The sequence below is a fragment of the Nocardia sp. NPDC051929 genome (assembly GCF_044548645.1).
GTDB lineage: Bacteria > Actinomycetota > Actinomycetes > Mycobacteriales > Mycobacteriaceae > Nocardia > Nocardia sichangensis.
Genome location: NZ_JBIUCG010000006.1, coordinates 293,323 through 319,131, shown reverse-complemented (window position 1 = coordinate 319,131; position 25,809 = coordinate 293,323). Strand labels below are relative to the sequence as shown.

At 67.7% G+C, this 25,809-nt stretch carries 28 protein-coding genes and 1 pseudogene; 14 read left to right on the top strand and 15 right to left on the bottom strand.

Annotation, left to right across the window (positions count from 1 at the left end; all coding sequences use genetic code 11):
* Positions 1-96: 96 nt before the first annotated feature.
* The 3 genes and pseudogenes from ACIHAX_RS10560 to ACIHAX_RS10550 all read left to right on the top strand — a co-directional run.
* Positions 97-570: pseudogene (locus ACIHAX_RS10560) on the top strand (ABC transporter ATP-binding protein); the annotation flags it as partial.
* Positions 563-1,453, top strand: coding sequence for an ABC transporter permease (locus ACIHAX_RS10555; RefSeq protein WP_355078747.1), 891 nt, complete (start codon positions 563-565; stop codon positions 1,451-1,453). The pseudogene ACIHAX_RS10560 and the gene ACIHAX_RS10555, both read left to right, overlap by 8 nt.
* 170 nt (positions 1,454-1,623) lie before the next feature.
* A complete protein-coding gene (locus ACIHAX_RS10550; RefSeq protein WP_355078746.1) occupies positions 1,624-2,571 on the top strand; it encodes a TauD/TfdA family dioxygenase in 948 nt (315 codons plus the stop codon).
* A 115-nt stretch (positions 2,572-2,686) separates the two neighbouring features.
* On the opposite strand, the gene ACIHAX_RS10545 is transcribed toward ACIHAX_RS10550, so the two are convergent.
* Positions 2,687-3,226, bottom strand: a complete 540-nt coding sequence (locus ACIHAX_RS10545; protein ID WP_397276978.1) for a hypothetical protein — start codon at positions 3,224-3,226, stop codon at positions 2,687-2,689.
* Positions 3,227-3,418: 192 nt separating this feature from the next.
* Between ACIHAX_RS10545 and ACIHAX_RS10540 the strand changes: the two genes are divergently transcribed.
* Positions 3,419-4,411 (top strand): LLM class F420-dependent oxidoreductase, encoded by a 993-nt coding sequence (locus tag ACIHAX_RS10540; protein ID WP_355078744.1) that lies wholly within the window; start codon positions 3,419-3,421, stop codon positions 4,409-4,411.
* A 61-nt stretch (positions 4,412-4,472) separates the two neighbouring features.
* Here the strand turns inward: ACIHAX_RS10540 and ACIHAX_RS10535 are convergent, their stop codons facing one another.
* From ACIHAX_RS10535 to ACIHAX_RS10515, 5 genes are all read right to left on the bottom strand, one after another.
* Positions 4,473-5,297 carry an SAM-dependent methyltransferase gene (locus ACIHAX_RS10535; RefSeq protein WP_397276976.1) on the bottom strand — a complete coding sequence of 275 codons (825 nt, stop codon included), beginning with the start codon at positions 5,295-5,297 and terminating at the stop codon, positions 4,473-4,475.
* Between the two features lie 184 nt (positions 5,298-5,481).
* Positions 5,482-7,563 carry a class 1b ribonucleoside-diphosphate reductase subunit alpha gene (nrdE, locus tag ACIHAX_RS10530; protein ID WP_355078830.1) on the bottom strand — a complete coding sequence of 694 codons (2,082 nt, stop codon included), beginning with the start codon at positions 7,561-7,563 and terminating at the stop codon, positions 5,482-5,484.
* Positions 7,564-7,625: 62 nt separating this feature from the next.
* Positions 7,626-8,087 (bottom strand): class Ib ribonucleoside-diphosphate reductase assembly flavoprotein NrdI, encoded by a 462-nt coding sequence (gene nrdI, locus ACIHAX_RS10525; protein WP_355078742.1) that lies wholly within the window; start codon positions 8,085-8,087, stop codon positions 7,626-7,628.
* 67 nt (positions 8,088-8,154) lie between these two features.
* On the bottom strand, positions 8,155-8,388 hold the full coding sequence (locus ACIHAX_RS10520; protein WP_039799742.1) for a redoxin NrdH: 234 nt from the start codon (positions 8,386-8,388) through the stop codon (positions 8,155-8,157).
* A 392-nt stretch (positions 8,389-8,780) separates the two neighbouring features.
* Positions 8,781-9,350, bottom strand: a complete 570-nt coding sequence (locus tag ACIHAX_RS10515) for an NAD(P)H-dependent oxidoreductase (protein ID WP_355078741.1) — start codon at positions 9,348-9,350, stop codon at positions 8,781-8,783.
* Between the two features lie 143 nt (positions 9,351-9,493).
* Here ACIHAX_RS10515 and ACIHAX_RS10510 point away from each other — a divergent pair, with 143 nt between their 5' ends.
* Together ACIHAX_RS10510 and nadE are read left to right on the top strand one after the other, a co-directional pair.
* On the top strand, positions 9,494-10,099 hold the full coding sequence (locus ACIHAX_RS10510) for a helix-turn-helix domain-containing protein (protein ID WP_364429622.1): 606 nt from the start codon (positions 9,494-9,496) through the stop codon (positions 10,097-10,099).
* Positions 10,100-10,121: 22 nt separating this feature from the next.
* Positions 10,122-10,946 (top strand): ammonia-dependent NAD(+) synthetase, encoded by an 825-nt coding sequence (nadE, locus tag ACIHAX_RS10505; RefSeq protein WP_355078740.1) that lies wholly within the window; start codon positions 10,122-10,124, stop codon positions 10,944-10,946.
* 126 nt (positions 10,947-11,072) lie between these two features.
* Here the strand turns inward: nadE and ACIHAX_RS10500 are convergent, their stop codons facing one another.
* Both ACIHAX_RS10500 and moaA read right to left on the bottom strand, forming a co-directional pair.
* Positions 11,073-11,315, bottom strand: coding sequence for a MoaD/ThiS family protein (locus ACIHAX_RS10500; protein WP_356961082.1), 243 nt, complete (start codon positions 11,313-11,315; stop codon positions 11,073-11,075).
* Positions 11,308-12,366 carry a GTP 3',8-cyclase MoaA gene (moaA, locus tag ACIHAX_RS10495; RefSeq protein ID WP_356961080.1) on the bottom strand — a complete coding sequence of 353 codons (1,059 nt, stop codon included), beginning with the start codon at positions 12,364-12,366 and terminating at the stop codon, positions 11,308-11,310. Before moaA ends, ACIHAX_RS10500 begins: the two co-directional genes overlap by 8 nt.
* A 231-nt stretch (positions 12,367-12,597) precedes the next feature.
* On the opposite strand from moaA, the gene glp reads away from it, so the two are divergent.
* The 4 genes from glp to ACIHAX_RS10475 all read left to right on the top strand — a co-directional run bounded on the left by glp (position 12,598) and on the right by ACIHAX_RS10475 (position 16,417).
* Positions 12,598-13,842, top strand: coding sequence for a gephyrin-like molybdotransferase Glp (gene glp, locus ACIHAX_RS10490; RefSeq protein WP_397276972.1), 1,245 nt, complete (start codon positions 12,598-12,600; stop codon positions 13,840-13,842).
* Positions 13,839-14,861, top strand: a complete 1,023-nt coding sequence (moaCB, locus tag ACIHAX_RS10485) for a bifunctional molybdenum cofactor biosynthesis protein MoaC/MoaB (protein ID WP_356961076.1) — start codon at positions 13,839-13,841, stop codon at positions 14,859-14,861. The genes glp and moaCB overlap by 4 nt, the downstream gene beginning before the upstream one ends.
* Positions 14,848-15,282 (top strand): molybdenum cofactor biosynthesis protein MoaE, encoded by a 435-nt coding sequence (locus ACIHAX_RS10480; RefSeq protein WP_355077707.1) that lies wholly within the window; start codon positions 14,848-14,850, stop codon positions 15,280-15,282. The genes moaCB and ACIHAX_RS10480 overlap by 14 nt, the downstream gene beginning before the upstream one ends.
* A 121-nt stretch (positions 15,283-15,403) precedes the next feature.
* Complete coding sequence (locus ACIHAX_RS10475) at positions 15,404-16,417, top strand: AraC family transcriptional regulator ligand-binding domain-containing protein (RefSeq protein ID WP_364429425.1); 1,014 nt, start codon at positions 15,404-15,406, stop codon at positions 16,415-16,417.
* Here the strand turns inward: ACIHAX_RS10475 and ACIHAX_RS10470 are convergent.
* The 4 genes from ACIHAX_RS10470 to ACIHAX_RS10455 all read right to left on the bottom strand — a co-directional run bounded on the left by ACIHAX_RS10470 (position 16,407) and on the right by ACIHAX_RS10455 (position 19,586).
* Positions 16,407-16,598 (bottom strand): hypothetical protein, encoded by a 192-nt coding sequence (locus tag ACIHAX_RS10470; protein WP_355077710.1) that lies wholly within the window; start codon positions 16,596-16,598, stop codon positions 16,407-16,409. The two genes, ACIHAX_RS10475 and ACIHAX_RS10470, sit on opposite strands and share 11 nt — an antisense overlap.
* Before the next feature lie 185 nt (positions 16,599-16,783).
* A complete protein-coding gene (locus ACIHAX_RS10465; protein ID WP_397276969.1) occupies positions 16,784-17,818 on the bottom strand; it encodes a CobW family GTP-binding protein in 1,035 nt (344 codons plus the stop codon).
* A gap of 94 nt (positions 17,819-17,912) precedes the next feature.
* On the bottom strand, positions 17,913-19,271 hold the full coding sequence (locus tag ACIHAX_RS10460) for an N-acetylmuramoyl-L-alanine amidase (protein ID WP_397276967.1): 1,359 nt from the start codon (positions 19,269-19,271) through the stop codon (positions 17,913-17,915).
* Between the two features lie 138 nt (positions 19,272-19,409).
* Positions 19,410-19,586: a sigma factor-like helix-turn-helix DNA-binding protein gene (locus ACIHAX_RS10455; RefSeq protein WP_397276965.1), complete on the bottom strand. Its 177-nt coding sequence runs from the start codon at positions 19,584-19,586 to the stop codon at positions 19,410-19,412.
* Between the two features lie 122 nt (positions 19,587-19,708).
* Between ACIHAX_RS10455 and ACIHAX_RS10450 the strand changes: the two genes are divergently transcribed.
* Both ACIHAX_RS10450 and ACIHAX_RS10445 read left to right on the top strand, forming a co-directional pair.
* Positions 19,709-20,080, top strand: coding sequence for a hypothetical protein (locus tag ACIHAX_RS10450; RefSeq protein WP_364429430.1), 372 nt, complete (start codon positions 19,709-19,711; stop codon positions 20,078-20,080).
* A gap of 57 nt (positions 20,081-20,137) precedes the next feature.
* Positions 20,138-20,887, top strand: coding sequence for an SDR family oxidoreductase (locus tag ACIHAX_RS10445; protein ID WP_397276963.1), 750 nt, complete (start codon positions 20,138-20,140; stop codon positions 20,885-20,887).
* A 33-nt stretch (positions 20,888-20,920) separates the two neighbouring features.
* Here the strand turns inward: ACIHAX_RS10445 and ACIHAX_RS10440 are convergent, their stop codons facing one another.
* Positions 20,921-21,778, bottom strand: a complete 858-nt coding sequence (locus ACIHAX_RS10440) for a cyclopropane mycolic acid synthase family methyltransferase (protein WP_356961068.1) — start codon at positions 21,776-21,778, stop codon at positions 20,921-20,923.
* A 179-nt stretch (positions 21,779-21,957) separates the two neighbouring features.
* Between ACIHAX_RS10440 and ACIHAX_RS10435 the strand changes: the two genes are divergently transcribed.
* Complete coding sequence (locus tag ACIHAX_RS10435) at positions 21,958-22,359, top strand: PaaI family thioesterase (RefSeq protein WP_355077719.1); 402 nt, start codon at positions 21,958-21,960, stop codon at positions 22,357-22,359.
* On the opposite strand, the gene ACIHAX_RS10430 is transcribed toward ACIHAX_RS10435, so the two are convergent.
* Positions 22,356-23,480, bottom strand: coding sequence for an MAB_1171c family putative transporter (locus ACIHAX_RS10430; protein WP_397276960.1), 1,125 nt, complete (start codon positions 23,478-23,480; stop codon positions 22,356-22,358). The two genes, ACIHAX_RS10435 and ACIHAX_RS10430, sit on opposite strands and share 4 nt — an antisense overlap.
* Positions 23,481-24,117: 637 nt before the next feature.
* Between ACIHAX_RS10430 and ACIHAX_RS10425 the strand changes: the two genes are divergently transcribed.
* Positions 24,118-24,846, top strand: a complete 729-nt coding sequence (locus ACIHAX_RS10425; protein WP_355077722.1) for a TetR/AcrR family transcriptional regulator — start codon at positions 24,118-24,120, stop codon at positions 24,844-24,846.
* Positions 24,847-24,859: 13 nt separating this feature from the next.
* Here the strand turns inward: ACIHAX_RS10425 and ACIHAX_RS10420 are convergent, their stop codons facing one another.
* Positions 24,860-25,408, bottom strand: coding sequence for a nuclear transport factor 2 family protein (locus tag ACIHAX_RS10420; RefSeq protein ID WP_356961064.1), 549 nt, complete (start codon positions 25,406-25,408; stop codon positions 24,860-24,862).
* Positions 25,409-25,809: the final 401 nt, after the last annotated feature.

Below are 25,809 nucleotides of genomic sequence, written 5' to 3'. Positions count from 1 at the left end.
GGTTCCTAGACAGCTCCACTTCACAGCCGGAGGCCTTCACCTGTCAGCCGGACTCACCACAGTGAGTAGGCCGGACAACCTCCCTGGACATCACAGCTAGCCGGTTTCGGCGACCGCTACCCGCACGAGCTGTCCGGCGGCATGAAACAGCGCGTCGCGATCGCGCGCAGTCTCGCGTTCGATCCCGAGGTGCTGCTGATGGACGAGCCGTTCGCCGCGCTCGACGCGCAGACCCGGGAGTCGTTGCAGGACGAACTGTTGCGCATCTGGCGGGCCACCGGCAAGACCGTCCTGTTCATCACCCACGGCATCGATGAGGCGGTGTACCTGGGCCAGCGGGTGGCCGTGCTGACCTCACGACCCGGGCGGATCAAGGCCATCGTCGACGTCGAGATCGACCGGGAAACCGACGACGACATCCGCTCCTCCGAACGCTTCCGGGATTACCGCCACGAGATCTGGACGCTGCTGCACAGCGAGGTCCAGCGGGCCGCGAGCCTGGAACTGAAGTCCTTGTCCGACCACACGGCCGACGTCGAATCCACCACCGAGAGGACGGCCAATGTCTAGTGCCATTCAGCTGAGCGAGCGGCCGGTACGGGAGAGCGCGGCCGCGCAGGCCCGGCCCGCCCAGGTGCGCAGGGCCGAGACCGCGCCCTCCGCCGGAACACAAGCCATCCGCGCGGTGAGCCGGTTGGCCTGGCGGGTGTTCAAACCGACCGTCGTCATCGCCCTGTTCCTGCTGCTGTGGCAGCTCGCCCCGACCCTCGGCCTGGTGGACGAGGTATTCCTGCCGCCGTTCTCGGTGGTCGCCCAGGCGTTCGCCGACCTGGTGGCGAGCGGGGAGATGTGGACCCACATCTCCGCGAGCCTGAACCGTTCGCTGGCCGGGTACTCGCTCGCGTTGGTAGCCGGCATTCCGGTGGGCATCGCGATCGCCTGGTACAAGCCGGTCGCGGACTTCCTGAACCCGATTCTCGAACTGTTCCGCAACACCGCGGCGCTGGCGTTGCTGCCGGTGTTCCTGCTGATCCTGGGCATCGGCGAGACCTCGAAGGTCGCCATCGTCGTCTACGCGAGCTTCTTCCCGATTCTGCTGAACACCATCACCGGCGTGCGCACCGTCGATCCGCTGCTCGTCAAATCGGCCGCCTCCCTCGGTTTCTCGCCGTTGCGGCTGTTCCAGAAGGTGATCCTGCCCGCGGCGCTGCCGTCCATCTTCACCGGCCTGCGGATGGCCGCCGCCAGCTCGATCCTCGTGCTGCTGGCCGCCGAGATGTTCGGAGCCAGAGCCGGTCTCGGCTATCTGATCACCGCCGCGCAGCAGAACTTCGCGATCCCGAACATGTACGCGGGCATCCTCGCCATCTCGCTGCTCGGCCTCGCCTTCAACGGCCTGCTGGTCGCCCTGGAACGCCGCCTGTCGCGGTGGCGCGCCCCGGCGAACGCCTGATAACCGTGCCCGCCCACCCCGCGCTCGGAAGGCAGTCGTCGTGCAGGCGCTGACCAAACGTCGCGTCGTCGACTTCATGCGCGTCTGCGGCAGCGCTTGTCGCCTTGCCGCAGACCCCGCATCTCCGGTTGCCGCCGGCCCGATCCTCTGATCCGAAATGAGTTCTTCCGATGACCGCTGTACACGAATCCCCCGTCTCGACCGCTACCGATGGCGCGGTGCACGTCGCTCCCGTCGCCGGGCACATCGGCGCCGAGATCTCCGGCGTCGATCTCCGTGAGTCGCTGACCGACCAGCAGGTCGAGGCCATCACCGACGCGCTGCACACCTACAAGGTGCTGTTCTTCCGCGATCAGCACATCGATCACGCACAGCAGATCGCCTTCTCCCGCCGCTTCGGCGCGGTCACGCCGTCGCACCCGTACGACGACGACGCGCCGACGGAGTACCCGGAGATCCTCGCGGTCGACAGCCGGCTGTACGAGAAGCGGTTCGGTGTGCGCAAGCACAGCTACACCAACCACTGGCACACCGATGTCTCCGCGCTGATCAACCCGCCCGCGGCCTCCATTCTGCGCGCCGAGATCGCCCCGGAGCGCGGCGGCGACACCGGCTGGACGAACCTCGTCGCCGCCTACGAGAACCTGCCCGAGTCGCTCAAGCGCTTCGCCGAAGGGCTGCGCGCCGAGCACCGCTTCGGCGGCAACAGGCCGGCCTGGAACTCCGACAGCGACTACGCGAAGAAGGTCGCGGCCGCGCCGCTGGTCACCGAGCACCCGGTCGTCCGGGTGCACCCGGTGACCGGTGAGCGGGCGCTGTTCGTCAACCCCGGCTTCACCACCCGGATCGTCGGGCTCACCCCGAACCAGAGCGACGCGGTGTTGAAGCTGCTGTTCGACGAGGTCACCCACCCCGCCTACACGGTCCGCTTCCGCTGGCAGAAGGGCAGCATCGCGTTCTGGGACAACCGGGTCACCGCGCATCTCGCCCCGAGCGATCTGGACCACCTCGATGTCACCCGGGTGCTGTACCGCACCACCCTCGAGGGCGATATCCCGGTCGGCGTCGACGGTGAGCCGTCGAAGTCCGTCGCCGGTGAGAAGTTCACCGGCGCGTAGGGATCGAACAGACGCGATCGGCCGGGCGCGCGAGCTCCCGGCCGATTTCGTGCGGTCACAGCACGCGAGCCGAAGCGCTCGAACCGGAAACCGGCTCCCGGCCCCGCGCACCGGACTACAGGTGCGCCCGCGGAAACCGATCCGTCGTCTCCAGCACGGCCCGCTCCGCGTCCTCCCAGGTCGGGACGTGTCGCACCCACTCGGGGACCGGCTCCGACTGCGCGCCGAACAGCAATCGGTGCGGCACTACCTCACGCAGCGCACGGTGAACGTCGACGCGATCGTCGATCATGTGCGTGATGCCGAGTTCGGCGCAGTGCACCGCCTTGTCCGCCCGGGCACGGCAGAAGCGCACGTTCTCCCGGGCGATCCCGGTGCGGTCGTAGAAGTCGTGGTGATCGAGCCACTGGCGGGTGCGCTGCTCGATCCGCGGGCCACATTTGGATATCACCCAGGCGCGCCCCTCGAACCGCCGGACCAGGCGCGGCAGTACCTCGAAAGCGCCCACGCTGGGCGGCGTGCGCAGCGCCTCCTCGAGCCCGCCGGAGAGGAACACCGTGTCCTCGTCCCCGGGCGCTAGAGCGGCCTCCTGGATGACCCGGCCGAAATCGACGCCGAGCCGAGGCTGCGTTTTCTTTGTTCCAGCGTGCGACATTCGCCCTCCATATATCGCCAGCGAATTCTGTTGGTGAGCAGCCTTCCGGAATGGCCCATTCGGTTAGGGCGATCGCATCAATTCGATGCGTCGAGCGCCGAACGGTTGCCAGCGCGCGGCGCACTGGTAACAGTGAGGTAGAGGCCGCGGCGCTCGCCGCGGCCGTTTCGGGTACACACGAAGGAGATATTCGTGCGCTTCGGCATCTTCGTCCCGCAGGGTTGGCGGCTCGATCTGGTGGGCATCGATCCGGCGGACCAATGGGGGGTGATGCGAGACCTCGCCCAGCGTGCCGATGCGAACCCGGTGTGGGAATCGCTGTGGGTGTACGACCACTTCCACACCGTTCCGGTGCCCACCGAGGAGGCGACGCACGAAGCGTGGTCGCTGATGTCGGCGTTCGCCGCGACCACCTCGCGTATCCGCTTGGGCCAGATGTGTACCGCGATCAGCTACCGCAACCCGGCCTATCTGGCCAAGGTGGCCGCGACGGTCGACCTGATCTCCGGCGGACGCGTCGAGATGGGCATCGGCGGTGGCTGGTACGAACACGAGTGGCGCGCCTACGGCTACGGATTCCCGTCCGCGGGCGAACGGCTGGGCCGCCTCGACGAAGGCGTGCAGATCTTCCGGCAGGCGTGGACCACCGGTTCGGCCACCCTCGACGGCAAGTACTACCAGGTGGACGGCGCGATCGTGCGCCCGCTTCCCCTCCAGCAGGGCGGGATTCCGCTGTGGATCGCTGGTGGAGGCGAGAAGAAGACGCTGCGCATCGCGGCGAAATACGCCCAGTACACCAACTTCAGCGGCAATCCCGACGAGTTCACCCACAAGTCCGAGGTGCTGCGCGCGCATTGCGCCGACGTCGGCACCGACTTCGACGCGATCGTCCGCAGTTCCAACTTCAATGTCGTCATCGGCTCCACGCAGGCCGAAGTAGAGGATCGCCTGGAGGCGCTGAAAGCCCGCCTGACGCCCGTCATCGGCGCCGACGCGGCCAAGTCCTACTTCGAGCAGCTGTACAACAGCGGCGCCGCCACCGGCACCCCCGAGCAGATCGCCGAGAACCTGCGCCGGGTCCGCGACCTCGGCCTCGGCTACGCCATCTTCAACTTCCCCGAAGCCGCCTACGACACCTCCGGCATCGAACTCTTCGAACGCGAAGTGCTCCCGGCCCTGAGCTGATCACGCGGGGCAGGACTCACGAGCACCGAGCCTCCGTGATTCCTGCCCCGGGAAGGTCCGCCTACCACACCTTACGGCCGACCGCGCTCCAGCAGTTCACTTGCGAGTCGAGCCAAGACGGCGACTCGCCCTGCGGACGCCATTGATTGGTGACGACGATTCCCGGGTCCAATAGTTCCAACCCGGTGAAGAAGCGGGCGAATTCGTCCCGCGTGCGTGTCTGGGCATAGACCCCGCTCTGCCGGTACACGTCGAGTGCGTCGGTCATCATCTCCGGTTCGAGGTCGGCGGTGATGTGCGAGACCACGAGGAACGATCCCGGCGCGAGAGCATCCATCAATGTCTCGACGATCCCGTAGGGGTCCTGCTCTTCGGCCAGGAAATGCAGCACGGCGACCAGGCTCAGCGCCACGGGGCGCTCCAGGTCCAGGGTCTCGCGGAGTTCGGGCGCGGACAAGATCGCCGCGGGGTCCTTCAGGTCGGCGTCGACGTACGCGGTGCGGCCCTCCGGCGTGCCGGTGAGCAGGGCGCGGGCATGGGTCAGCACGATCGGGTCGTTGTCCACGTAGACCACCCGCGCTTCGGGCGTCGGCGCCTGCGCCACCTGGTGCAGGTTCGGCTCGGTGGGGATGCCGGTGCCGACATCGAGGAACTGCGTCACGCCCAACTCGGTCAGCGCGTTCACCGCACGGTGCATGAACGACCGGTTCTGCCGAGCCGCGACCCTGGTGGTGGGAAACGCCGCGATCACTTTCTCGGCCGCGTCCCGATCCACTTGATAGTGGTCTTTCCCACCCAGCACATAGTCGTATATTCGAGCGCTGCTCGGCACGCTCGCGTCGTGAATCGCCCTGAGCGGCTTCCCATTGCCGCCGAGATCGGTCATCGTCGTTCCCATCACTACCGGATCGCTTCTGCCCCAGCTTATTCCAGGCGCTGACGGCCTACCGCACGCGATGCGAGGAAGAGCGCAGGATGGGGTTGCGCTTCGAGCGTAGGCGAGTGCGCGATCTCAGCGGCCGCGGAATGCGAAAAGGGCCCCCTTCCGGAGGCCCTGTTCGCAACCCGAACTACAGCATGCAGGAGACGCAACCTTCGACTTCTGTTCCCTCCAAGGCCATCTGGCGCAGCCGGATGTAATAGAGGGTCTTGATGCCCTTGCGCCAGGCGTAGATCTGGGCGCGGTTGAGATCGCGGGTGGTGGCGGAGTCCTTGAAGAACAACGTCAGCGACAGGCCCTGGTCCACGTGCTGGGTGGCCGCGGCGTAGGTGTCGATGATCTTCTCGTAGCCGATCTCGTAGGCATCCTCGTAGTACTCGAGGTTGTCGTTGGTCATGTAAGGCGCCGGATAGTAGACGCGCCCGATCTTGCCTTCCTTGCGGATCTCGATCTTCGACGCCACCGGGTGGATGGAGCTGGTGGAGTGGTTGATGTAGGAGATCGATCCGGTCGGCGGCACCGCCTGCAGGTTCTGGTTGTAGATGCCGTGCTCCATGACCGAGGCCTTCAGCTCGCGCCAGTCGTCCTGGGTCGGGATGTGCACGCCCGCGTCGGCGAACAGTCGCCGGACGCGCTCGGTCTTCGGCTCCCACACCTGATCGGTGTACTTGTCGAAGTACTCACCGCTGGCGTACTTCGATTCGGGGAAGCCGCCGAAGTACGTACCGCGCTCGATCGCGATCCGATTCGACGCCCGGATCGCGTGATAGACCACGGTGTAGAAGTAGATGTCGGTGAAGTCGATGCCCTCTTCGGACCCGTAGTGGACCCGTTCGCGCGCCAGGTAGCCGTGCAGATTCATCTGCCCGAGGCCGATGGCGTGGGAGAGGTTGTTGCCCTGCTCGATGGAGGGCACCGAGTAGATGTGGGTCTGGTCCGACACCGCCGTCAGCGCCCGGATGGCCACCTCGATGGTCTGCGCGAAATCGGGTGAGTCCATCGTCTTGGCGATGTTCAGCGACCCGAGGTTGCAGGAGATGTCCTTGCCCACCTTGGCATAGGACAGATCGTCGTTGAACTCCGACGGCGTGGAGACCTGCAGGATCTCCGAGCACAGGTTGGAGTGGGTGATCTTGCCCGCGATCGGGTTCGCCCGGTTCACCGTGTCCTCGAACATGATGTACGGATAACCCGACTCGAACTGCAACTCGGCGATGGTCTGGAAGAACTCGCGCGCCTTGATCTTCGACTTGCGGATGCGCTTGTCGTCGACCATCTCGTAGTACTTCTCGGTGACGTCGATGTCGGCGAACGGCTTGCCGTAGATGCGTTCCACGTCGTACGGCGAGAACAGGTACATGTCCTCGTTCTTCTTGGCCAGCTCGAAGGTGATGTCCGGGATGACCACGCCCAGCGAGAGCGTCTTGATGCGGATCTTCTCGTCCGCGTTCTCCCGCTTGGTGTCCAGGAACCGGTAGATGTCCGGGTGGTGCGCGTGCAGGTAGACCGCGCCCGCGCCCTGCCGCGCGCCGAGCTGGTTGGCGTAGGAGAACGAGTCCTCGAGCAGCTTCATGATCGGGATGACGCCCGAGCTCTGGTTCTCGATCTTCTTGATCGGCGCACCGTGCTCGCGAATGTTGCTCAGTAGCAGCGCCACTCCGCCGCCGCGCTTGGACAGCTGCAACGCGGAGTTGATCGAGCGCCCGATCGACTCCATGTTGTCCTCGATGCGCAGCAGGAAGCACGACACCGGCTCGCCACGCTGCTTCTTGCCCGAGTTCAGGAAGGTCGGGGTGGCCGGCTGGAAACGGCCTTCGATGATCTCGTCGACCAGTTGGCCCGCCAGCGCCTCGTCACCGGCGGCGAGCGTGAGCGCGACCATGCACACCCGGTCCTCGAACCGCTCCAGGTAGCGCTTGCCGTCGAAGGTCTTCAGCGTGTACGAGGTGTAGTACTTGAACGCACCGAGGAAGGTGGGGAACCGGAACTTCTTGGCGTAGGCCTGCTTGAACAGCTTCTTGATGAACGCGCGGCTGTACTGCTCGAGAACCTCGGCCTCGTAGTAGTTCTCCTCGATCAGGTAGTCCAGCTTCTCGTCCAGGTTGTGGAAGAAGACGGTGTTCTGATTGACGTGCTGCAAGAAGTACTGGTGGGCGGCCTCACGGTCCTTGTCGAACTGGATCTCCCCGTCCGGGCCGTACAGGTTCAGCATCGCGTTGAGGGCGTGGTAGTCCAGGACCTCGCCCGCCTCGCCGCCGCGGACCGGGGGCTGCTCTAAGCGAGCTGTCTTTCCGGCCGGTGCTGTCGTTGCTGTTGCCAAAACAATCCCAATCCCTCTCGGACGCGCTCGACGTCCTCAGCGGTTCCCATGAGTTCGAAGCGATACAGGTACGGCACCCCGCACTTGCGTGCGATGAGCTCGCCCGCGTAGCAGAAGGTGTCGCCGAAGTTCGTGTTGCCCGCCGCGATCACCCCGCGCAGCAACGCGCGGTTGTGCGGGTCGTTGAGGAACTTGGCGACCTGCCTCGGCACGAAGTCCTTGTCGGAACGATCGCCCCCCAGTACGTGCCGACCGCCCCCGTAGGTGGGGACGATCAGCACGTACGGATGGTCTACGCGCAGCGAGTCGGCGGTGTGCAGTGGTATGCGAGTCGCCGGGAGACCCAGCTTCTCGACGAAGCGATGCGTGTTCTCCGAAGCGCTGGAGAAGTAGACCAGCGCCGTCGTCTCCGACATGGTCGCCTTCCTCTTCTCGGGAGCGCCGTAGCGCTCGCCCTCGGATGAACCGGAAGCGGTGGAAGCGTCAGGCCGCCACGGTCGCGAGCGACTTGATGCGGTCGGGACGGAAGCCCGACCAGTGATCGTCCCCCGCCACCACGACCGGCGCCTGCAGGTACCCGAGTGCCATGACGTAGTCACGCGCCTCGTCGTTCTCCGAGATGTCGATGACCTCGTAGTCCACCCCGGCCTTGTCGAGGGCCTTGTAGGTGGCGTTGCACTGGACGCAAGCGGGCTTGGTGTACACGGTGACGGTCATTGATGTCCCTCTCTCCTTGTGCCTGATCCACAGCCTGTGATCCGTTGCAATTCACGATCCGACGTATGCTGCGCAAACTCCTGGATCCGAGCTCGAATCCCCTGATCAGCCACCTGTGGCCGACTCGTGCCGAGTGAGGTCTCTCGCCGTCTTCCAGTACCGAAGACACTACACCTAGTGGCCGACAGATTCCTACAACACGACATGTAGCGAGTCACATTGATGAAATTCCATCGAGAGAAGTACCAGTACGCTCGATTCACCCCGACACAAAACAGTGGCGCAGATCACTCCACGGCGCGTCAGCTTACTTTCAGCAAACTTTCCGGCAAACGAAGAGGGCCACCGCTGCGCCCCGCAGCGATGGCCCTCGTTCAGACCGGAGAAGGAGCTTACACCGACGCCAATTCGCCGCGCGTGGCCTCCACCAAGTCGCGCACCGTACCGGCCAGCTGAGTCAGCGCCTCGGCATCGTCACGCGGATGCGTGGCGCCGAACCGCTCGCCGATGACCCCGAAGTGCAGGTGCGCGGACTCGACCACCCGCGCGCCCGCCACGCCCAGCGCCTTGACCGCGTCGCCGTGTGCCCACTGGGCGGCGTTCGGGCTGATCGATGCGCTCACCACGGCGGTGGGCTTGCTCTTGATCGCTCCCGCGCCGTAGGGACGGGAAGCCCAGTCGATCGCGTTCTTCAGCACCGCCGACAGCGTGCCGTTGTATTCCGGGGTCACCACCAGCAGGCCGTCCGCCTCGGCGACCGCGTCGCGCAGCGCCTGAGCGGCCGCGGGGACGGAGCCGGGGACATCGATGTCCTCGTTGTAGAACGGGATGTCGGCGAGCCCTTCGTAGAGAGTGACCTCGACACCCTCCGGCGCGCTGTGCGCCGCGGCCTCGGCGAGCCGCCGGTTGACCGACGCGGCGCGCAGGCTGCCGACGAGTGCGAGAATGCGGGTCTGGCTCATGACGACTCCTGGTGTACTGATGAGGTGGTGTCCGTACGTTCACCACACACTAACCGGACCATGGTCCGATTACTTCCCGCGGAGCCTGCGTGAGCGCTGTGAACTACCCCACACCGGACGCGTCGACCGATGGCGCACCTCGGCTGCTCGACGTCGGCACGCCATTGCCGGGCACCTCGGAGCCCGCCGAGCGCGCCGACGCGGCGCGCAACCGTCAACTGCTCCTGGACGCGGCGCAGCAACTGGTGCGAGAGCACGGCGTCGACAGCCTCACCATGGACGCGCTGGCCAAACGCGCCGGGGTCGGCAAGGGCACGGTGTTCCGGCGGTTCGGAAGCAGATCCGGCCTGCTGCTCGCGCTGCTGGACCACTCGGAGCGGAAGTACCAGGAGTCGTTCATCTTCGGGCCGCCGCCGCTCGGACCGGGCGCGCCCCCGGTGGAACGACTGGTCGCCTTCGGGCGGGCCAGGCTCCTGGACATCGAGGTGGCAGGCGAGCTACACCGCGCCGCCGAGCTCGGCGAGGCGAGCGAACGCTATTCCGGTGGACCGTACGGACTACAGCGCGCGCACGTCGTGATGCTGTTGCGGCAGGCCGACGTGCCCGGGGAGGTCGCGCTGGTCGCCGACTGGCTGCTGGCGATGCTCGGCGCAGCGCTGGTCATGCACCAGATGCAAGTGCTCGGCTTCACCCGCGAGCAGATCGGCGACAACTGGGAGCTCGTCGTTCGGCGCGTCGTCGCCCGCTGAGCCGCCAGTAGACTCGGGCGCCATGGGGAACCTGCGTGCACAGATCATCAGTGAATTGGGCGTCCGGCCCACGATCGAACCGAAGGAAGAGATCCGCCGCCGGGTCGATTTCCTCAAGGACTATCTGAACGCGACTCCCGCACGAGGTTTCGTCCTCGGCATCAGCGGCGGACAGGACAGCGCTCTCGCGGGCCGGTTGTGCCAGCTCGCGGCCGAAGAACTGCGCGCGGACAGCGTGGACGCGACCTTCCTCGCCGTGCGGTTGCCCTACGGCGTCCAGGCCGACGAGGCCGACGCGCGCACCGCCCTGACGTTCATCCGGCCCGACCGGCAGGTCGTGGTCAACGTCCGGCCCAGCGCGAACGCCGCGGCCGCCGAGGCGGCGTCCGCCTTGCAGGTCCACCAGCTGCGTGACTTCGTGCGCGGCAATATCAAAGCGCGCGAACGCATGGTGATCCAGTACGCGCTGGCCGGGCAGGAGAATCTGCTCGTGGTCGGCACCGACCACGCGGCCGAGGCGGTCACCGGATTCTTCACCAAGTACGGCGACGGCGGCGTCGACCTGACCCCGCTCACCGGTCTGACCAAGCGCCAGGGCGCCGCCCTGCTCCAGGAACTCGGCGCGCCCCCGAGCATCTGGTCCAAGGTGCCCACCGCCGATCTGGAGGACGACCGGCCCGCCCTGCCCGACGAGGAAGCGCTCGGTCTGCGCTACAGCGAGATCGACGACTACCTGGAGGGCAAGGAGGTGACCCCCGAGGTCGCCGAACGGCTGGAGAGCATCTTCCACAACACCCGTCACAAGCGCACCGTCCCGGTGACGCCGCTGGACACCTGGTGGCGCTAGCCCTTCGGGGGGACCTCGGCGTCCGGCGAGGAGCGCCGCCGTGCAGCGTCGTCGCTCACGAAAACCGCGCACCTCATCGACACCTGGCACAGCTGGTCGTGGCGGCGCTGGATGTGAACGCGCCGCCTAGCCGCCCGCGAAGGGTGGCAGGACGTCGACGCGCGGGCTCAGCGCGACCGCGGGATCTCGGGTGAGTTCGTCACCGACCAGGTAGGCGCACACCGACAACATCTTGTCCAGGTCCGGGCCGTAGGCCGCCGCCAGGGTCGCGCGCAAGTCGGCCACCGTCGCTCCGGCCGGGAGGTCGAGCGTCTCGCCGTCCTTGCCGACGGCGTCGGCGATCGCGGCGAAGTAGCGGATCTCAACCACCGATGGCTCCCATCGTCCGCTCCGGCGGGACGAAGCCCTCGGCGTCGATGCCGTGACCGGCCCACTTGTTCCACATCGCACCGCGCCAGAGCGTCGCGAGTTCCTCGTCGTCGGCGCCGGAGCGCAGTGCCTGGCGCAGGTCGAATTCCTGGTCGCTGAACAGGCAGGAGCGCAGCATGCCGTCCGCGGTGAGCCGGGTGCGGTCGCAGGTGTCGCAAAACTTCCTGGTCACCGTGGCGATGATGCCCACGGTGCCGGGCCCGCCGTCGACCAGCCACTTCTCCGCGGGCGCCGACGGATCGGAGCGGCCCACCTCGTCGAGGGAGAACCGGGCGCCGAGCACGTCGAGCAGTTCGGCGGCGGTGACCATGTTGGCGCGGGCCCACTCGTGGTCGGCGTCCAGCGGCATCTCCTCGATGAAACGCAGCTCACAGCCCTCGTCCAGGCACCAGCGCAGCAGATCGGGCGCGCCGGAGAGGGTCTCCCGCATCAAGACGGCGTTGACCTTCACCGGGGCCAGCCCGGCGGCGCGGGCGGCGCGGATGCCCGCGAACACCGATTCGAGGCGGTCGCGGCGCGTCAACCGCGCGAAACCGGCCCGATCCACGGTGTCCAGCGAGACGTTCACCCGGTGCAGACCGGCGGCGGCGAGGCCGATCGCGCGGTGCTCTAGCCCGATGCCGTTGGTCGTCATGGCCAGCGGGATGTGCGGCACCTCGGCATGACAGCCCGAGATGATCTGTTCCAGGTCGCGGCGCATCAGCGGCTCGCCCCCGGTGAAGCGGACCTCGCGCACCCCCAGCTCCAGCACCGCGAGGCGCACCAGCCGGACGATCTCGTCCACCGTGAGCAGTTCGTGCCGGGGAATCTCCGGCAGCCCCTCCTCCGGCATGCAATAGGTACAGCGCAGCGAACACTTCTCGGTGATGGACACACGTAGGTCGCGGGCGACGCGTCCGAAACGATCCAGCAAATAGGGGGTGTCGGGACGGCCGGCGAGCGAGGGACGCCCGGAACGCACGGCCGGAATCCCGATCTCGACCAGAGTCACACGTCCATTATGACCGCCTGCCCCAATTCGTTCGCGGGCGGAATGCTCGATTTCGGCTCACTTCGGCCGCGGACAGGCGGTGAGGCCTTGCCACGGCGTCCGGCGACCTGCGCATGGCGGCAGAGGCGGAGAACCGCCCGGACCGGGCGTTAGGCGTACCTCCGCCTTCGCTCCGGCCATGCGCAGGCTGAGGACGGACTACGCCCGACCGCACCCATTAGGCTGACTCGCATGAACCCTCGGCCCGCCGGCGTCTCGGCCAGGCCCGTCGACGACTATCGCGACAGCATCGAACAGCTGCTGCGGCCACTGGCCGCGCGCGCGGTCGAGTCCGTCGCGGTGCCGCGGGCGCTGGGCAGGCAGCTGGCCGAAGACGTCCGTTCGCCGATCGATCTGCCGGTGTTCCGCAACTCCGCGATGGACGGGTACGCGGTGCGTGCCGAATCGGTGCTGGTCGCGCCGGTCACCCTGCCTTTGGCAGGCGTCGTCGCGGCGGGAGCCGCCGGCCGCGCGCCGCTGCCGCCCGGTGCGGCGATGAAGGTGATGACCGGTGCGCCGATCCCGCCCGGCGCGGACTGCGTGGTTCCGGTGGAGGACACCCGCGTCGGCGACGGCACGGTGACCATCGAGCGCGGCCGCAGCGCGGGGGAATTCGTGCGGGAACCGGGCACGGACGTCCGGACCGGTGACCTGCTCGCACGGGCGGGCATCACGCTCGCGCCCCGGCATGTCGCCGCCCTGGCCGCGGTCGGGCTGTCCGCGGTGGCGGTCTTCCGCGCGGTGCGCGGCGCGGTGATCACCACCGGCGACGAGCTGGTCGCGGCCGGAAAGCCGCTGCGCCCCGGCCAGATCTACAACTCCAACGGCGTCGCCCTCGCCGCGGCGCTCACCGCGAACGGCGTCGAGGTCGTCTCGGTGGCGCACAGTACCGACGATCCGGCGCGTTTCCGCGGGCTGCTGTCGGACGCGATGGAGCGCGCCGATGTGGTGTTCACCTCCGGTGGTGTGTCCAAGGGCGACTTCGAGGTGGTCAAGGACGTGCTCGAACCGATGGGCGGACGGTTCGGCTCGGTCGCGATGCAACCGGGCGGCCCGCAAGGGCTGACCGTCGTCGACGGTGTGCCGGTGCTCAGTTTCCCCGGCAACCCCGTCAGCACGATGGTGTCGTTCGAGGTGTTCGCCCGCCCGATCCTGCGGCGCCTCGCCGGTCTGCCCGAGGTGGACACCTACGAGCTCCCCCTGTTCAACGCCGTGCCGCGCTCGCCGGAGGGCAAGCGTCAGTTCCTGCGGGGGAGGCTGATCCGTGGGCACTCGAGTGAGTCGGCCGCGTCCGGACGGCCGCGTGCGGTCGAGGTGGTGTCCGGTCCGGGCTCGCATCTCGTGGCGGCCATGGCGAAAGCCGACGTGCTGATCGATGTACCCGCCGAGGTCACCGCTCTGCCCGCGGGCGCGGTTGTGCGAGTGTGGACCTTATGAGCGAGTTGTCCCATGTCGACCACGAAGGTCGCGCCCGCATGGTCGATGTGAGCGCGAAGAGCGAGACCACCCGGATCGCCGTCGCGGCAGGCGAGTTGCGCACCACGGCCGAGGTGGTCGCGCTGGTACGGGCCGACGACATGCCGAAGGCGGACGTGCTGTCCACCGCCCGCATCGCGGGCATCGCGGGGGCGAAGAAGACCTCCGAGTTGATCCCGCTGTGCCATCAGCTGGCGCTGTCGTCGGTGCGGGTGGAGTTCGGTTTCACCGACACCGCCATCACCATCGAGGCCACCGCGAAGACCAAGGGTCCGACGGGTGTCGAGATGGAGGCGCTCACCGCGGTCGCGGTCGCGGGTCTCACCCTGCACGACATGGTGAAGGCGGTCGACCCCGCGGCAGTACTCACCGGCGTGCGCCTGCTGACCAAAGAAGGCGGCAAACACGGTCATTGGGAGCGCCCCGACGACGCGGCCTCGGACGAGAGCGAGGACGAGCCGGTCACCGCCGACTACGCCGAGCCCGAATTCGACGAGGAGGAACGCTCGGCCGTGGTGCTGGTCGCGTCGACCGGGGTCGCGGCGGGCACCCGCGTCGACACCACCGGTCCGGTGCTCGTGGACTGGCTGTCCGGCCTCGGCTTCTCGGTGCGGGGCCCGCTGGTCTACGCCGACGCCGAGATCGAATTCGGACTCGCCGACGCGCTGCGCTTCGAACCCGCACTGGTCATCAGCACCGGTGGGACCGGCGCCTCCCCCACCGACGCCACCCCGGAGGCCACCCTCGCCTTGCTCGATCGCGAACTACCCGGTGTGGCGGAGGCGATCCGGCAGCGCGGCACCGCGAAGTTCCCGCTGGCGGCGCTGAGCCGCGGCGTGGCGGGACTCGCGGGACGCTCGGTGATCGTGAATCTGCCCGGGTCGCCGGGCGGCGTGAAAGACGGCATCGCGGTGCTGGAACCGCTGCTGGATCATCTGCTCGCACAAGTCGCCGGAGGTGGAAGTCATGACAACGGCTGAGGCTACGGTCCGGCTCGCCCGGATCAGCGACCAGCCGCTGGACCCAGCGGAGGTCGAGGAGGCGGTGTCCGGATCGCATTACGGCGCTGTCGTGGTGTTCACCGGGAAAGTCCGCGACCACGATGGCGGACAAGCCGTTTCGGCCCTGGAATACTCCGCGCACCCGCAGGCGGAGCGGTTCCTGCACACCGTCTGCGCCGAACTCGCCGCCACGCACGGCCTGCCGGTCGCGGCCGTGCACCGCGTCGGCTCGCTCGACATCGGTGACCGCGCGATCGTCGTCGCGGTGGCGGCGGCGCATCGCGGCGCGGCGTTCGCGGCGTGCGCGGAACTGGTGGACCGGATCAAACACGAAGTTCCGATCTGGAAGCGCCAGCTGTTCGCCGACGGACTGTCGGAATGGGTGAACGCCTGCGGGTGATCTGACCGTGACGTGAATCTCATGACGAATCAACACGTCCGGTATAGCGTGTGCGCGCGGTATCGCTTCACTCGGAGACCGACGGTGCGCCGATCGGTCGCGTGGCAGAAGGGAGCACGCGATGGGAACCGATCAGGTTCTGCTCCACCGGTTCGTCATCTCGCAACTCATCGCGGCCGGGGTGGACCGCGACCGGCTGCTCCGGGAAACCGGATTGCCGGAGTGGACCATGGCGGGCGAGGACCTGCACCTGCCCAGCCAGATGTTCTCCCGGCTGTGGGAGATCGGTGAACTCGAACTCGGCGATCCGGACGTCGCCCTGAACGTGGCGAGCCGCTACGAACTGACCTGCCTGGGGCTCTACGACTATCTGTTCTCCTCGGCGCCGACACTGGGGGCCGGACTGGCGACCTGCGGTCCGTACGTCACCGCGGTGACTACCAACCACCGGTTCGACCTGGTCGCGGAGAACGACGACGAAGTCACCTTGTATCTGGACATGATCGACGGGGAAGGCCGCGGCCGCGATCTCACCCAACTCTGGGGGCTGAGCGCGGTGCTCAGCCGGGCGCGGCGCGTGGTGCGTGAACCGCTGGCCCCGGTGCGGGTCGCGCTGCGCCAGCACGCGCCCACCAAGATCGACACCTTCATCGAGGTGTTCGGCACCACCGCGATCGAGTTCGACGCGCCGGTGGACGCTATGACCTTCCGCGCCTCGGACATGGATCTGCCGCTGACCACCAGCGATCCGGTCCTGGCCGGCATCCTGCAACCCTTGGCCGCCGCGCTTCCGCCACCGCCGCCGCTGGCCACCGCATGGCCCGAACGCGTCGCGGCCGCCCTGGCGGACTGCCTGGAGGACGGCGACGCGTCCCTGGAGCGGGTGGCGCGGAGGCTGGCCACCAGCCCGCGCACGCTCCAGCGGCGGTTGCGCGAGGCGGGTACCACGTGGCGCGCCGAGCTGGACCGGGCGCGCGGCGCGCGGCTGGTCGCCGCGACCGCCACGGGGCCGCTGAGCCCCTCGCGCCAAGCCGAGATCCTCGGCTACTCCGACCCGGGATCGCTGCGGCGCGCGGCTCGGCGCTGGTCGCTGGCCACCCACGCGCCGCGCACCGAGCGGAGCTTCACGGCCTGAGGAAACGCGCGGCGATCGACCAGAAGGTCGCGTCCTCGATCGCCCGGAAATCCCAGCTGTTGGTGAGTGCGTGGGTCTCGGCGACGATCGCGGGAACGTCGAAGTCGTCGCGGGTGGCGGTGCCCTTGGCCTCCAGCACCTCGATGACGTACGCGGTGGCGCTCTCCATGGAATCTGACACGGGAAACTCCCATCGGTCGCAGGACGATTCGGTCGGTAACGGATCGGCTGCCGAGCGGCGCCGCGCGCGGCAATACGCTCCCGGTGCCCACCGACCGGCGGACACGCATCCAGTCTCATGAAAAGACCGCTCTGTCACCAGCACCGAACACGACATGTCGCGACCGAACGCGCCAATCTGCGCGCTCAGTGCGGCGTATAACGCCATACCCCGAGCATGCTCTGCGAATCGAGCGGTTCGGCGTCGTCGTGCACCGTGTCACGAAGCCGCGCCATGGCCTTGTCGGTGTGCAGACCGGCACCGATGAGCACCAGCTGCGCCCCCCGCGATTCGCCGCGCGACCAGCCGCCCGGCTCGAAGACGATGTGGCGGCCGACCATGTGCAGGACGAATTTCCTGCGTTCGCCCGCCACCCCGAAGGCGGCGAAGCCCTTGGCCCGGAACAATCCCGGTGGCGGGTCCTCCAGGAAGCCGATCAGTTTGCGCGGGTCCAGCTCCCGGTCGCTGGCGAAGGAGACGCTGGTGTAGTCGTCGTGCAGATGGCGGTGCCCGGCGTGGTCGTGGTGCTCGTGCTCGACCAGCAGTTCGTCGAAGCTCAGTTGCTCGGCCACCAGCTGGCGTTCGCGTCGCGGTCGGTCGAACAGCAGTCCGGGATCGATCCGGCCGTGGGTGGTCGCGTACACCGGCACCGAGCCGATCAGCGCCGCGATGTCCGCACGCAGCCGTGCGAGCTGCTCGGGCGCCACCCGATCGGCCTTGTTCACCACCACCAGGTCGGCCAGCCGCACATGAGTGCGCAGCTCCGGATGCCGGGCACTGCTGTCCGGGAACTGTTCGGCGTCGACCACCTCGACCAGGCCGCCGTAGCGCAGGCGCGGATTGTCGCTGCCGACCACCATCCGGATGAGATTGCGCGGCTCGGCCAAGCCGCTGGCCTCCACCACAATCACGTCGATTCCGGCGCGCGGCTGCGTCAGCCGGGTGAACAGCTCGTCCAGTTCGGTGACGTCGACGGCGCAGCACACGCAGCCGTTGCCGAGCGAGACCATCGCGTCGACCTGCCCGGCGACCAGCATCGAATCGACGTTGATCGCCCCGAAGTCATTGACCACCACGCCGATCCGGGTCCCCCGGTTGTTTCGCAGCAAATGATTGAGCAGCGTGGTCTTCCCCGAACCGAGAAACCCCGCGACGAGCACAACAGGAATCCGGTCAGCCATTCCGCTCACCCTAGTGCGCCGCGAGACCCGCGGGAAAAGCCGGACGCCACCCTCGCCGTGGTGAGGGTGGCGTCAGGTGGGTTCGGTGCGCGGACTATTTCGCGGGGCCCAGCAGCATGCCCGCCAGGCTGTAACCGAGATTGATCAACTCCGTGCTGATGGCGTTGTTGTCCAGCCCGAGCATCTTCGCCAACGGCATCAGCAACTCCATGATCGAAGCGTTGCCCCCGGCGGCCCCGGGGGACTGCTGTGCGTTCGGCGTGCCCGGCGACTGGGTTCCGGAAGTACCCGGCGATTTCGGCGCCGCCGACGCACCGGGTGACTGCGGTGTCGCCGTTCCTGGAGCCGGTTTCGGCGTCGTGGTGCTGGGAACCGACTGCGCCTGCGGCACCGCCGGTGCCGCAGGGCTCTGCGGCACACCGGGAGTCGTGTAACTCTGCGGCACCGCGGGAATCACCTGGGCCTGCGGTACCGCCGGGTTCGTCTGAGCCTGGGGAGCGAACGGGTTCGTCTGGGCTTGGGGGGCGAACGGGTTCGTCTGGGCCTGCGGCGTTCCCGGCGTCGGAGCCTGCGGCGTTTCCGGGGCGACCGCGGGATGGTCGAACGACGCACCCTGCGGGGTGCTCTGGCCGCCCTGCTGATCCGGCGCGGCACTCGGCTGCGGTGTGCCGAGCAGGTAACCGACCACGCCGGTGGTCAGCGCGATCGCGTGCTTGAGCTGCCCGTCCGGTGTCTCCAGCGACGCCGCGTCCTCGGGATTGGCGCCATTGCCCATCTCGAGGAAGACGAGCGGAACGGTGGTCAACGCGGGCCCGGCGATGTCCGTGCGGGTCTGCAGACCGTCCACCACCCCGCCGTAGTTGGCGGGCGGGAATCCCGCATCGCGATACGCGTCGCGCACCGACTTGGACGCGGCGAGTCCCGCTCCCGCCTGGACCTGATCGACGATCAGATTCGGGATGGGCAGCTCCGGGATGATCAGGTGGAATCCGCGATCCTGCGCGGGCGCGCTGTCGGCATGGATGCTCACGGCGACGTCGGCGCCGGACTGGCTCGCCGCGCGGGCCCGTTCGTCGACGCAGCCGCCCCAGTTCATATCGTCCTGGCGGCTCAGCACGACGTGCGCGCCGAGCGTCTCCAGCGATGTCTTGACGACCTGCGCGACGTTCCAGGTGATGGTGTGCTCGGGAACGCCGTTCATCGTGGTCATGCCGGTGGTCTGGCAGTCCTTGGTGCCGCCGCGACCATCGCTGACCTGTCTGGCCAAGTCCTGGGAGTGGTTGGACCCCTGGTGGCCGGGGTCCAGGAATACGGTCTTGCCTGCGAGTTTCTTCGACATGTCCAGCGGCGACGGCGCCGCCTGCGCGCTGGCCGGAAGCAATCCGGACAACGTCACCGTTACCGCGGCCGTGACCGCGGTGCAGATACCGGCTTTGACGATGCTTGGCTTCATAGTGCGGTCGGTGCCCCGGGATGGAGCACCCCTCCCTTCCCACTTGTAACACCAAACCCAATGGTCACTCTGGCAACGCATGTATCAGCAAAGCAAGGTGCGTGATCGAAGTGTTACAGCATGCGCGACGCCCGGCGGTCAGATCCGCCCCGGCGGTTTGCGCAGAGATAGCAGAGCGTAATGCACGCGGGTCGACACTGTCTCGATCGGCACGCCGAAATCCGTGGCGACTTCCCGATACGTCAGGATTGCCCGGAATTTTCTCGGCGATAGCGAGGTCCGCGTGGTCCGGTCCGGAAACGCGGATTCCGGCACACCACCTGGTCGGTTCTGGTAATGCTTGCCGCGGAGATGCGGGGGATCTCTCAAGTCGGCCGCGACGGCGGGAGCACGACGACCCGTGGACGCGGCGGGAGTACAAGTCAAGGAGAACCGGTATGCGTGCTAGCGCGCTCCTCCTCACGGGAGCCATGAGTTCCGCGGTGACCCTGCTCGCGGCGGCGACGGCGACGGCCGAACCCGCGAACACCATCTCGCAGGATGGCGTCTATTCGGTCGGCGTCGATATCGTCCCCGGTCTCTGGGAGGCGCCCGGCACGAGCGACCCCGCCTACGCGTGTGATTGGCGCAGGTTGTGGAAGGTCGAGGGCGACAACACGAACATGCAGTACATCATCGCGAACAACTACACCCGGCTCGGCCCGGTCCGGGTGCGGATCAAGCCGACCGACGTCGGGTTCAAGACCGAGAACTGCGGGCCGTGGCGGTTGCTGTCGACGGCGCCGCCGACCGGCTCCTCCGGCGACTGAAACGACGGAGGCGCACTCGACGGACGACGTCCGACTGTGCCTTATAAGGTCAGCCGCATGTCGCGAAAAAGGATTCTGATCACCGGCGCGAGCGCGGGCCTCGGGGCCGCCATGGCGCGCGATTTCGCCGCCGATGGCCGCGACCTCGCGCTGTGCGCCCGCAGGCTGGACGCGCTCACACAGTTGCGCGACGAGCTGGTGGCGAGTCATCCCGGAATCACCGTCGCGGTGCGCGCGCTCGACGTGGACGACCACGCGGCGGTGCCGGCCGTCTTCGGCGAACTGCGCGACGAACTCGGCGGCTTGGACCGGGTGATCGTCAACGCCGGGATCGGCAAGGGAGCGCTGATCGGCACCGGACGGGCCGACGCGAATCTCGCGACGGCCATCACGAACTTCGTCAGCGCTCTCGCGCAGGCGGAAGCGGCGCTGGAGATCTTCCGCGCGCAGCGGGCGGGGCACCTGGTACTCGTCGCGTCGATGAGCGCGGTGCGCGGGCTGCCCGGCAGGAAGGCGGCCTATTCGGCGAGCAAGGCGGGGCTCGCCGCGCTCGGCGAGGCACTGTCCACCGAATTGGCACGCTCGCCGATCCGGGTGACCACCCTGCTGCCGGGTTTCATCGCCACCGATATGGCGGCCAAGGCGGGCGACGCGCGGATGGTCGCGCCCCTGGACAAGGGCGTGGCGGCGATGGTGGCCGCCATCGAGCAGGAGCGACGCCGGGCCTGCGTCCCCGGGTGGCCGTGGCGGCTGATCGACCTCGCGCTCCCCCATCTCCCCGACGCCGTGGTGGCGCGGATGAGCTGAACCGGCCCCCGCCGGGGCGGCTCTGAATGAGCGTCACTTGACCAGCGTGAACTGCACGATATCGATGCGACCGGCACGGAATTGCGCCGCGCATCCGGTCAGATACTTCATGTACCGCTGGTAGACCTCCTCGGATGCCAGGGCGACCGCCTCCTCCCGATGCGCCCGCAGCGCCTCGGCCCAGCAGTCGAGGGTGCGCGCGTAGTGCGGCCGCAATTCCTGCATCTTCTCCGTGCCCAACCCGGCGCGCCCGGCCAGGCGCGTGACCTCGGCGGGATGCGGCAGCTGCCCGCCGGGGAAGATCTCTCGTTTGATGAAGATCTGGAACAGCGCGTCGTCCCGGGTCACCGGTATGCCCATGCGCCGCATGTCTTTCAATGTCCACCCCACGATCGTGTGCAGCAGCATCCTGCCGTCCGGCGGCAGCATCCGGTGACACCGCTGGAAGAACGTCTCGTAGCGCGACCGCCGGAAGTGCTCGAACGCGCCGATGCTGACGATCCGGTCGACTTCGCCCTCGTATTCCTCCCAACCCTGCAGCCGGACCTGCACACCGGGGATGCGCTCGCGCTCGATCTTGTCCCTGACGTAGTCGTACTGGTTGCGACTGAGCGTCAGACCCACGACCGTGGCGCCGTAGGCCGTGGCGGCGCGCAGCATCGTCGACCCCCACCCGCAGCCGACGTCCAGCAGGGTCATCCCCGGCCGCAGGTCGAGCTTGCCCAGGGCCAGGTCGATCTTCGCGCGCTGCGCTTGCTCCAACGTCATGTCCGGTCGCTCGAACCAGGCGCAGCTGTAGGTCATCGTCGGGTCGAGGAAGAGTGCGTAGAACTCGTCGGAGAGGTCGTAGTGGGCCTGCACCTGCCGATAGAACGGTTGGAGGTTGGTCATCGCGTTTCTCCTGTTCATCGGGTTCATCAGCTGATACCCGCGCGCCGCCGCCGCGTTTCGCCGCACGCGGACCGATACGCAACCGATGTGCGGGTCACCGTTCGGCAACGGCGGCGGAAGAACGTCGATTACCCGCGAGGTAATCGACTCCGTGACCCGCGGCAGGCAGGATCGCGGACATGATCGATGAGACGGGCACGAAGTTGTTCCACCAGACCATGCCGTTCACCGAACGCCTCGGCGTCGAGGTGCTCGCGCACGGGCCCGAGCTGGTGCGCAGCCGCCTGGCCTGGGACGAATCGCTGTGCACGCTGGGCGGCGTGCTGCACGGCGGGGTGCTGATGTCGCTGGCCGACGCCACCGGCGCGGTCTGCGCGTTCCTCAACCTGCCGGAGGGCAAGCAGGGCACCACCACGGTGGAGTCGAAGACGAACTTCCTGCGCGCGGTCCGTTCCGGATACGCCGTCGCGTCGGCCATGCCGCTGCACGCCGGACGCTCGTTCGTCGTGGTCGAGACGGTGATCCGGGACGACGCGGACAAGCTGGTCGCGAAGGTCACCCAGACCCAAGCGGTGCTCTAGCCGACGCCGACGGCCGAGGGGACTCGCTCGCCCGCCGCCGCGCGGGCCACGGGCCACACCCGGGCGAGATCGAGCAGTTGCCGCAGCCCGGCGTCGAAATCCGGCGCCGGGACCGGCAACCGGGCCGGGGACGATCCGATCGGGGCCGCTCCCGCCTCGCGCGCGAGCGCCGCGTACGCCACTTGGTGCGCGTAGTCGGTCAGCGGACATCCCGAGCCTGCCATCGCCGACGTCGGGGCGTAGCGGCCGAGTTGCAGCAGCGCGTCCTGGATCTCCACGGTCATGCGCATCAGCCGGGTCTCCGGGTCGGCCTGCTCACCGGCCGCGGGCCGCAGCACGATCTCGGGCACCGCGGTGGTGAGATCCCGCCACAGCGGGCGCAGCCTGCGACCGGCGCGTCCGGCCCGATCCAGTTCCGCCATCGCCAGCAATGTCTGGACCAGCGGAATCGCGACCAACGTCGCGTCGACCAACAGGCACAGGGTGACCGTCGTTTCGACCCTGACCATCTGCGCGCCCAAGCCTTGCCATCCGGTGACGACCCACACCGTCGACAGCACCAGATTCGCCCCGAAGAGGGTCGCCGCCCAGATCAGCGTGCCACACACCAGCTTTCCCGCCAATCCGATGCCACCGGCCCGCAGTTCATGCGCGCACATGCGCGCCAGCAGCCAGACGTTCAGCAGCAGCGGGAGGCCGAACGCGGTCCACACCACCACGCCCTCGGTGTCGAGGGTCAGCTCGACCAGCCTGCCGTCCTGTCGCGCCGACGTGCCCGCCAGCAGGATCGCGGCGGTGGACGCGACCGCCAGCGTGCAGCAGACGCGGTGCCTGCGCCGGATCGCGGCCGGTTCCGCGCCCAACGCCCAGATGCGGACGATCCCTTGCAAGCACATCGATGACATCACCGTGCAACCCAGCGCGAGCTGATGGGCGAGACTCGCGATGCCGGGCGTCATGCCGCAGCGATACAGCAGCAGACTCAGCAATCCCCACCCGAACAGCTTGTTCAGCAGCCGGTCGACGATCGTGTCGCGTACCAGCAACCACCGGCCCGCGAAGACGGCCGCGACGAAGCCGACGACCGGCCACGCGATGATTCCCGGAATCGATGCCGCCATCGGCCGACCTCCCCACCCACGAAACTGTCCTTTGCGAACGATAACGTTGTCGCGTGTTCGTGACCACGCGGAACAAGAATCGGCGGCAACCGATAGCCGAGGCATGCACCGAACCGATGTCTTATTTGTCCAATTATCGACATCGCGTGCCGAGCGCGGGGCGGACATCGTTTGTCACCGGCCCCAGAACTTCCGCCGCGCCGTCGGCGAATGTCACAACAGCGTGCCGAACAGCCAATTCCATAAGGACACAAAACATTCGGCGGAATCGCTGTGGATGTTACGCTGTATCACATAGAGTTTCAGTGACGACACTCACCTCCGACACGCACCTCCCGGCGGGTGCGCCTGCTCTTCGTAGCCCGCGAACGCGGCTCTACCTCATGCTCTGCCCGCCCGTTCGTGCGGCAAGAACGGAGATATCTGTGCGCGATGAACCACGATCAGCTTTCCGGCCCGAGCGAATCGATGGTGCATCGATCGAAATCGACTTCGTTCCCCCGGCGCCGAGACCGGTGGCCCGCGCGGTGATCAGGATCGGGGCGCCCTCGGTCGAGCGGCGATACCGCCTTCCGGAAGACAGCACACCAGTGCATCTATGCGTCACGGCGTGATGGCGCCGGGGGAAACGGAAGCGATGAGCAAGCAGACTGCCGGAACAACCGAACTAGCCGTGCGCCCGGCCGCCGGGACGGACACGATGAACACCGCGCTGCGCGATCGCCTGATCGACGCGACCGTCGAGGTGGTGTCGACCGAGGGTTTGCACGCGCTCACCGTCCGCCGCGTTTCCCGTATGTGCGGGGTCTCCACGATGGCGGTGTACTCCAACTTCGGCGGGATGCCCGGCCTGATCCGGGCGGCGGGTTCCGCGGGCTTCGCGCAACTGGCCGAGCGTATGACCGCGGCCGGGGTGAGCGACGAGCCGATCACCGACCTGCTCGTGCTCGGCCTGGTGTTCCGCGACGAGGCCCAGCGGCGGCCGGAACTCTTCCAGCTGATGTTCGGCACCGGGACACGCATCGACCTGAAGATCAATCGCGGCAATGTGCTGGTGGCCGGGCACGATTCGGAGTTCGAGCACTACGCGGAAACCTTCGACCACGTGGTCGGGGCGGTGCAGCGCGCGCAGGACGCCGGGCTGATCAACACCCCGGACGTGCGGTCCGCCGCGGCGCAGCTGTGGATGGGACTGTTCGGCTTCGTCCAACTGGAGATGGCCGGTCATCTGGGCGACGACGGTCTGCTCGAAGTGCTGGTGCCCGCGATCGTGAATCTGCTCGTAGGCATGGGCGCCGAGCTGGAATCCGTCGGCGCTTCGGTCCTGCTCGCGGTGGAGCGGTTCGCCACGCTGTTCGGCGAGTGAGCCCCCGCCCGGATCAGAAGGGCAGCTTGGACCGGAATCGCTGGGCGCGCGCCATCGCGCGCTCGGCGGCGCTTCCGCGCGGCGGCATCAGACCCAATTGCAGCAGCATCTCCGTGAGATCCCAGGTGGCCTGGCTGCGCCAGATCAGCCCGGAACGGAACTGCCACGCGTCGATGACAAGCAGATCGAGCTTCTTGCCGGTCGGGCCGAAACCGGGCGGGTCGATGGGGCCGAGATGGGTGCCGGTCATCCGCCACGGCACCAAGGCCAGCCGGCCGTCCGCGGCGAGTACCGGCGGAAACGGGTTGGCGTAGGCGACATCCGGGAACGAGCGCACCGTGTCGGCGACGAACTTCTCCACACCCGCCCGGCCGTGCGCGGGCGCGTCCAGCGAAGGGTCGTGCCAGATCGTGTCCTCGGTGACGCATTTCGCGACCGCCGCGCCGTCACCGCTGTTCCACCCCGCGATGTATTGCTCGGTGAACGCCAGCAGCCACTCCAGGCTTTCGATGGGTTCGGCCTCCGCCTCGATACGGAACTGCCCGGTGTTGTACGAATCCACGCCCATCGCCTTTCAGCCAGTGCTTTTCGACGAGCCATCGTAGCCACGAATGGACCGCGCGCTCAACATCTTCCGGCACTCCGGAGCCGGACGGTACGGAATAACATCGGAATAACGATGTAATTCACACCCGTTCCACCGCTCGATAACTCTGTAATAACGCCGGAATAATCCCGTCATACCCCCTCTGAACTGCGTTGATGACGAATTCGGCATTACTTGCTCAGCAATGGTTTTCGGTAACCGCCCGCACGATTCCGTATTGACCTTCGCGAATCGCCGCTCCTACCATGGGTGGACACTGACCTCCTACCGCGGAACCACTTCACCGCCGGACGACGCCATGGCCGAACAGGTTTACCGGCGCCGCTATTCCGGCTGTCTCCACGCTGATTCGACGA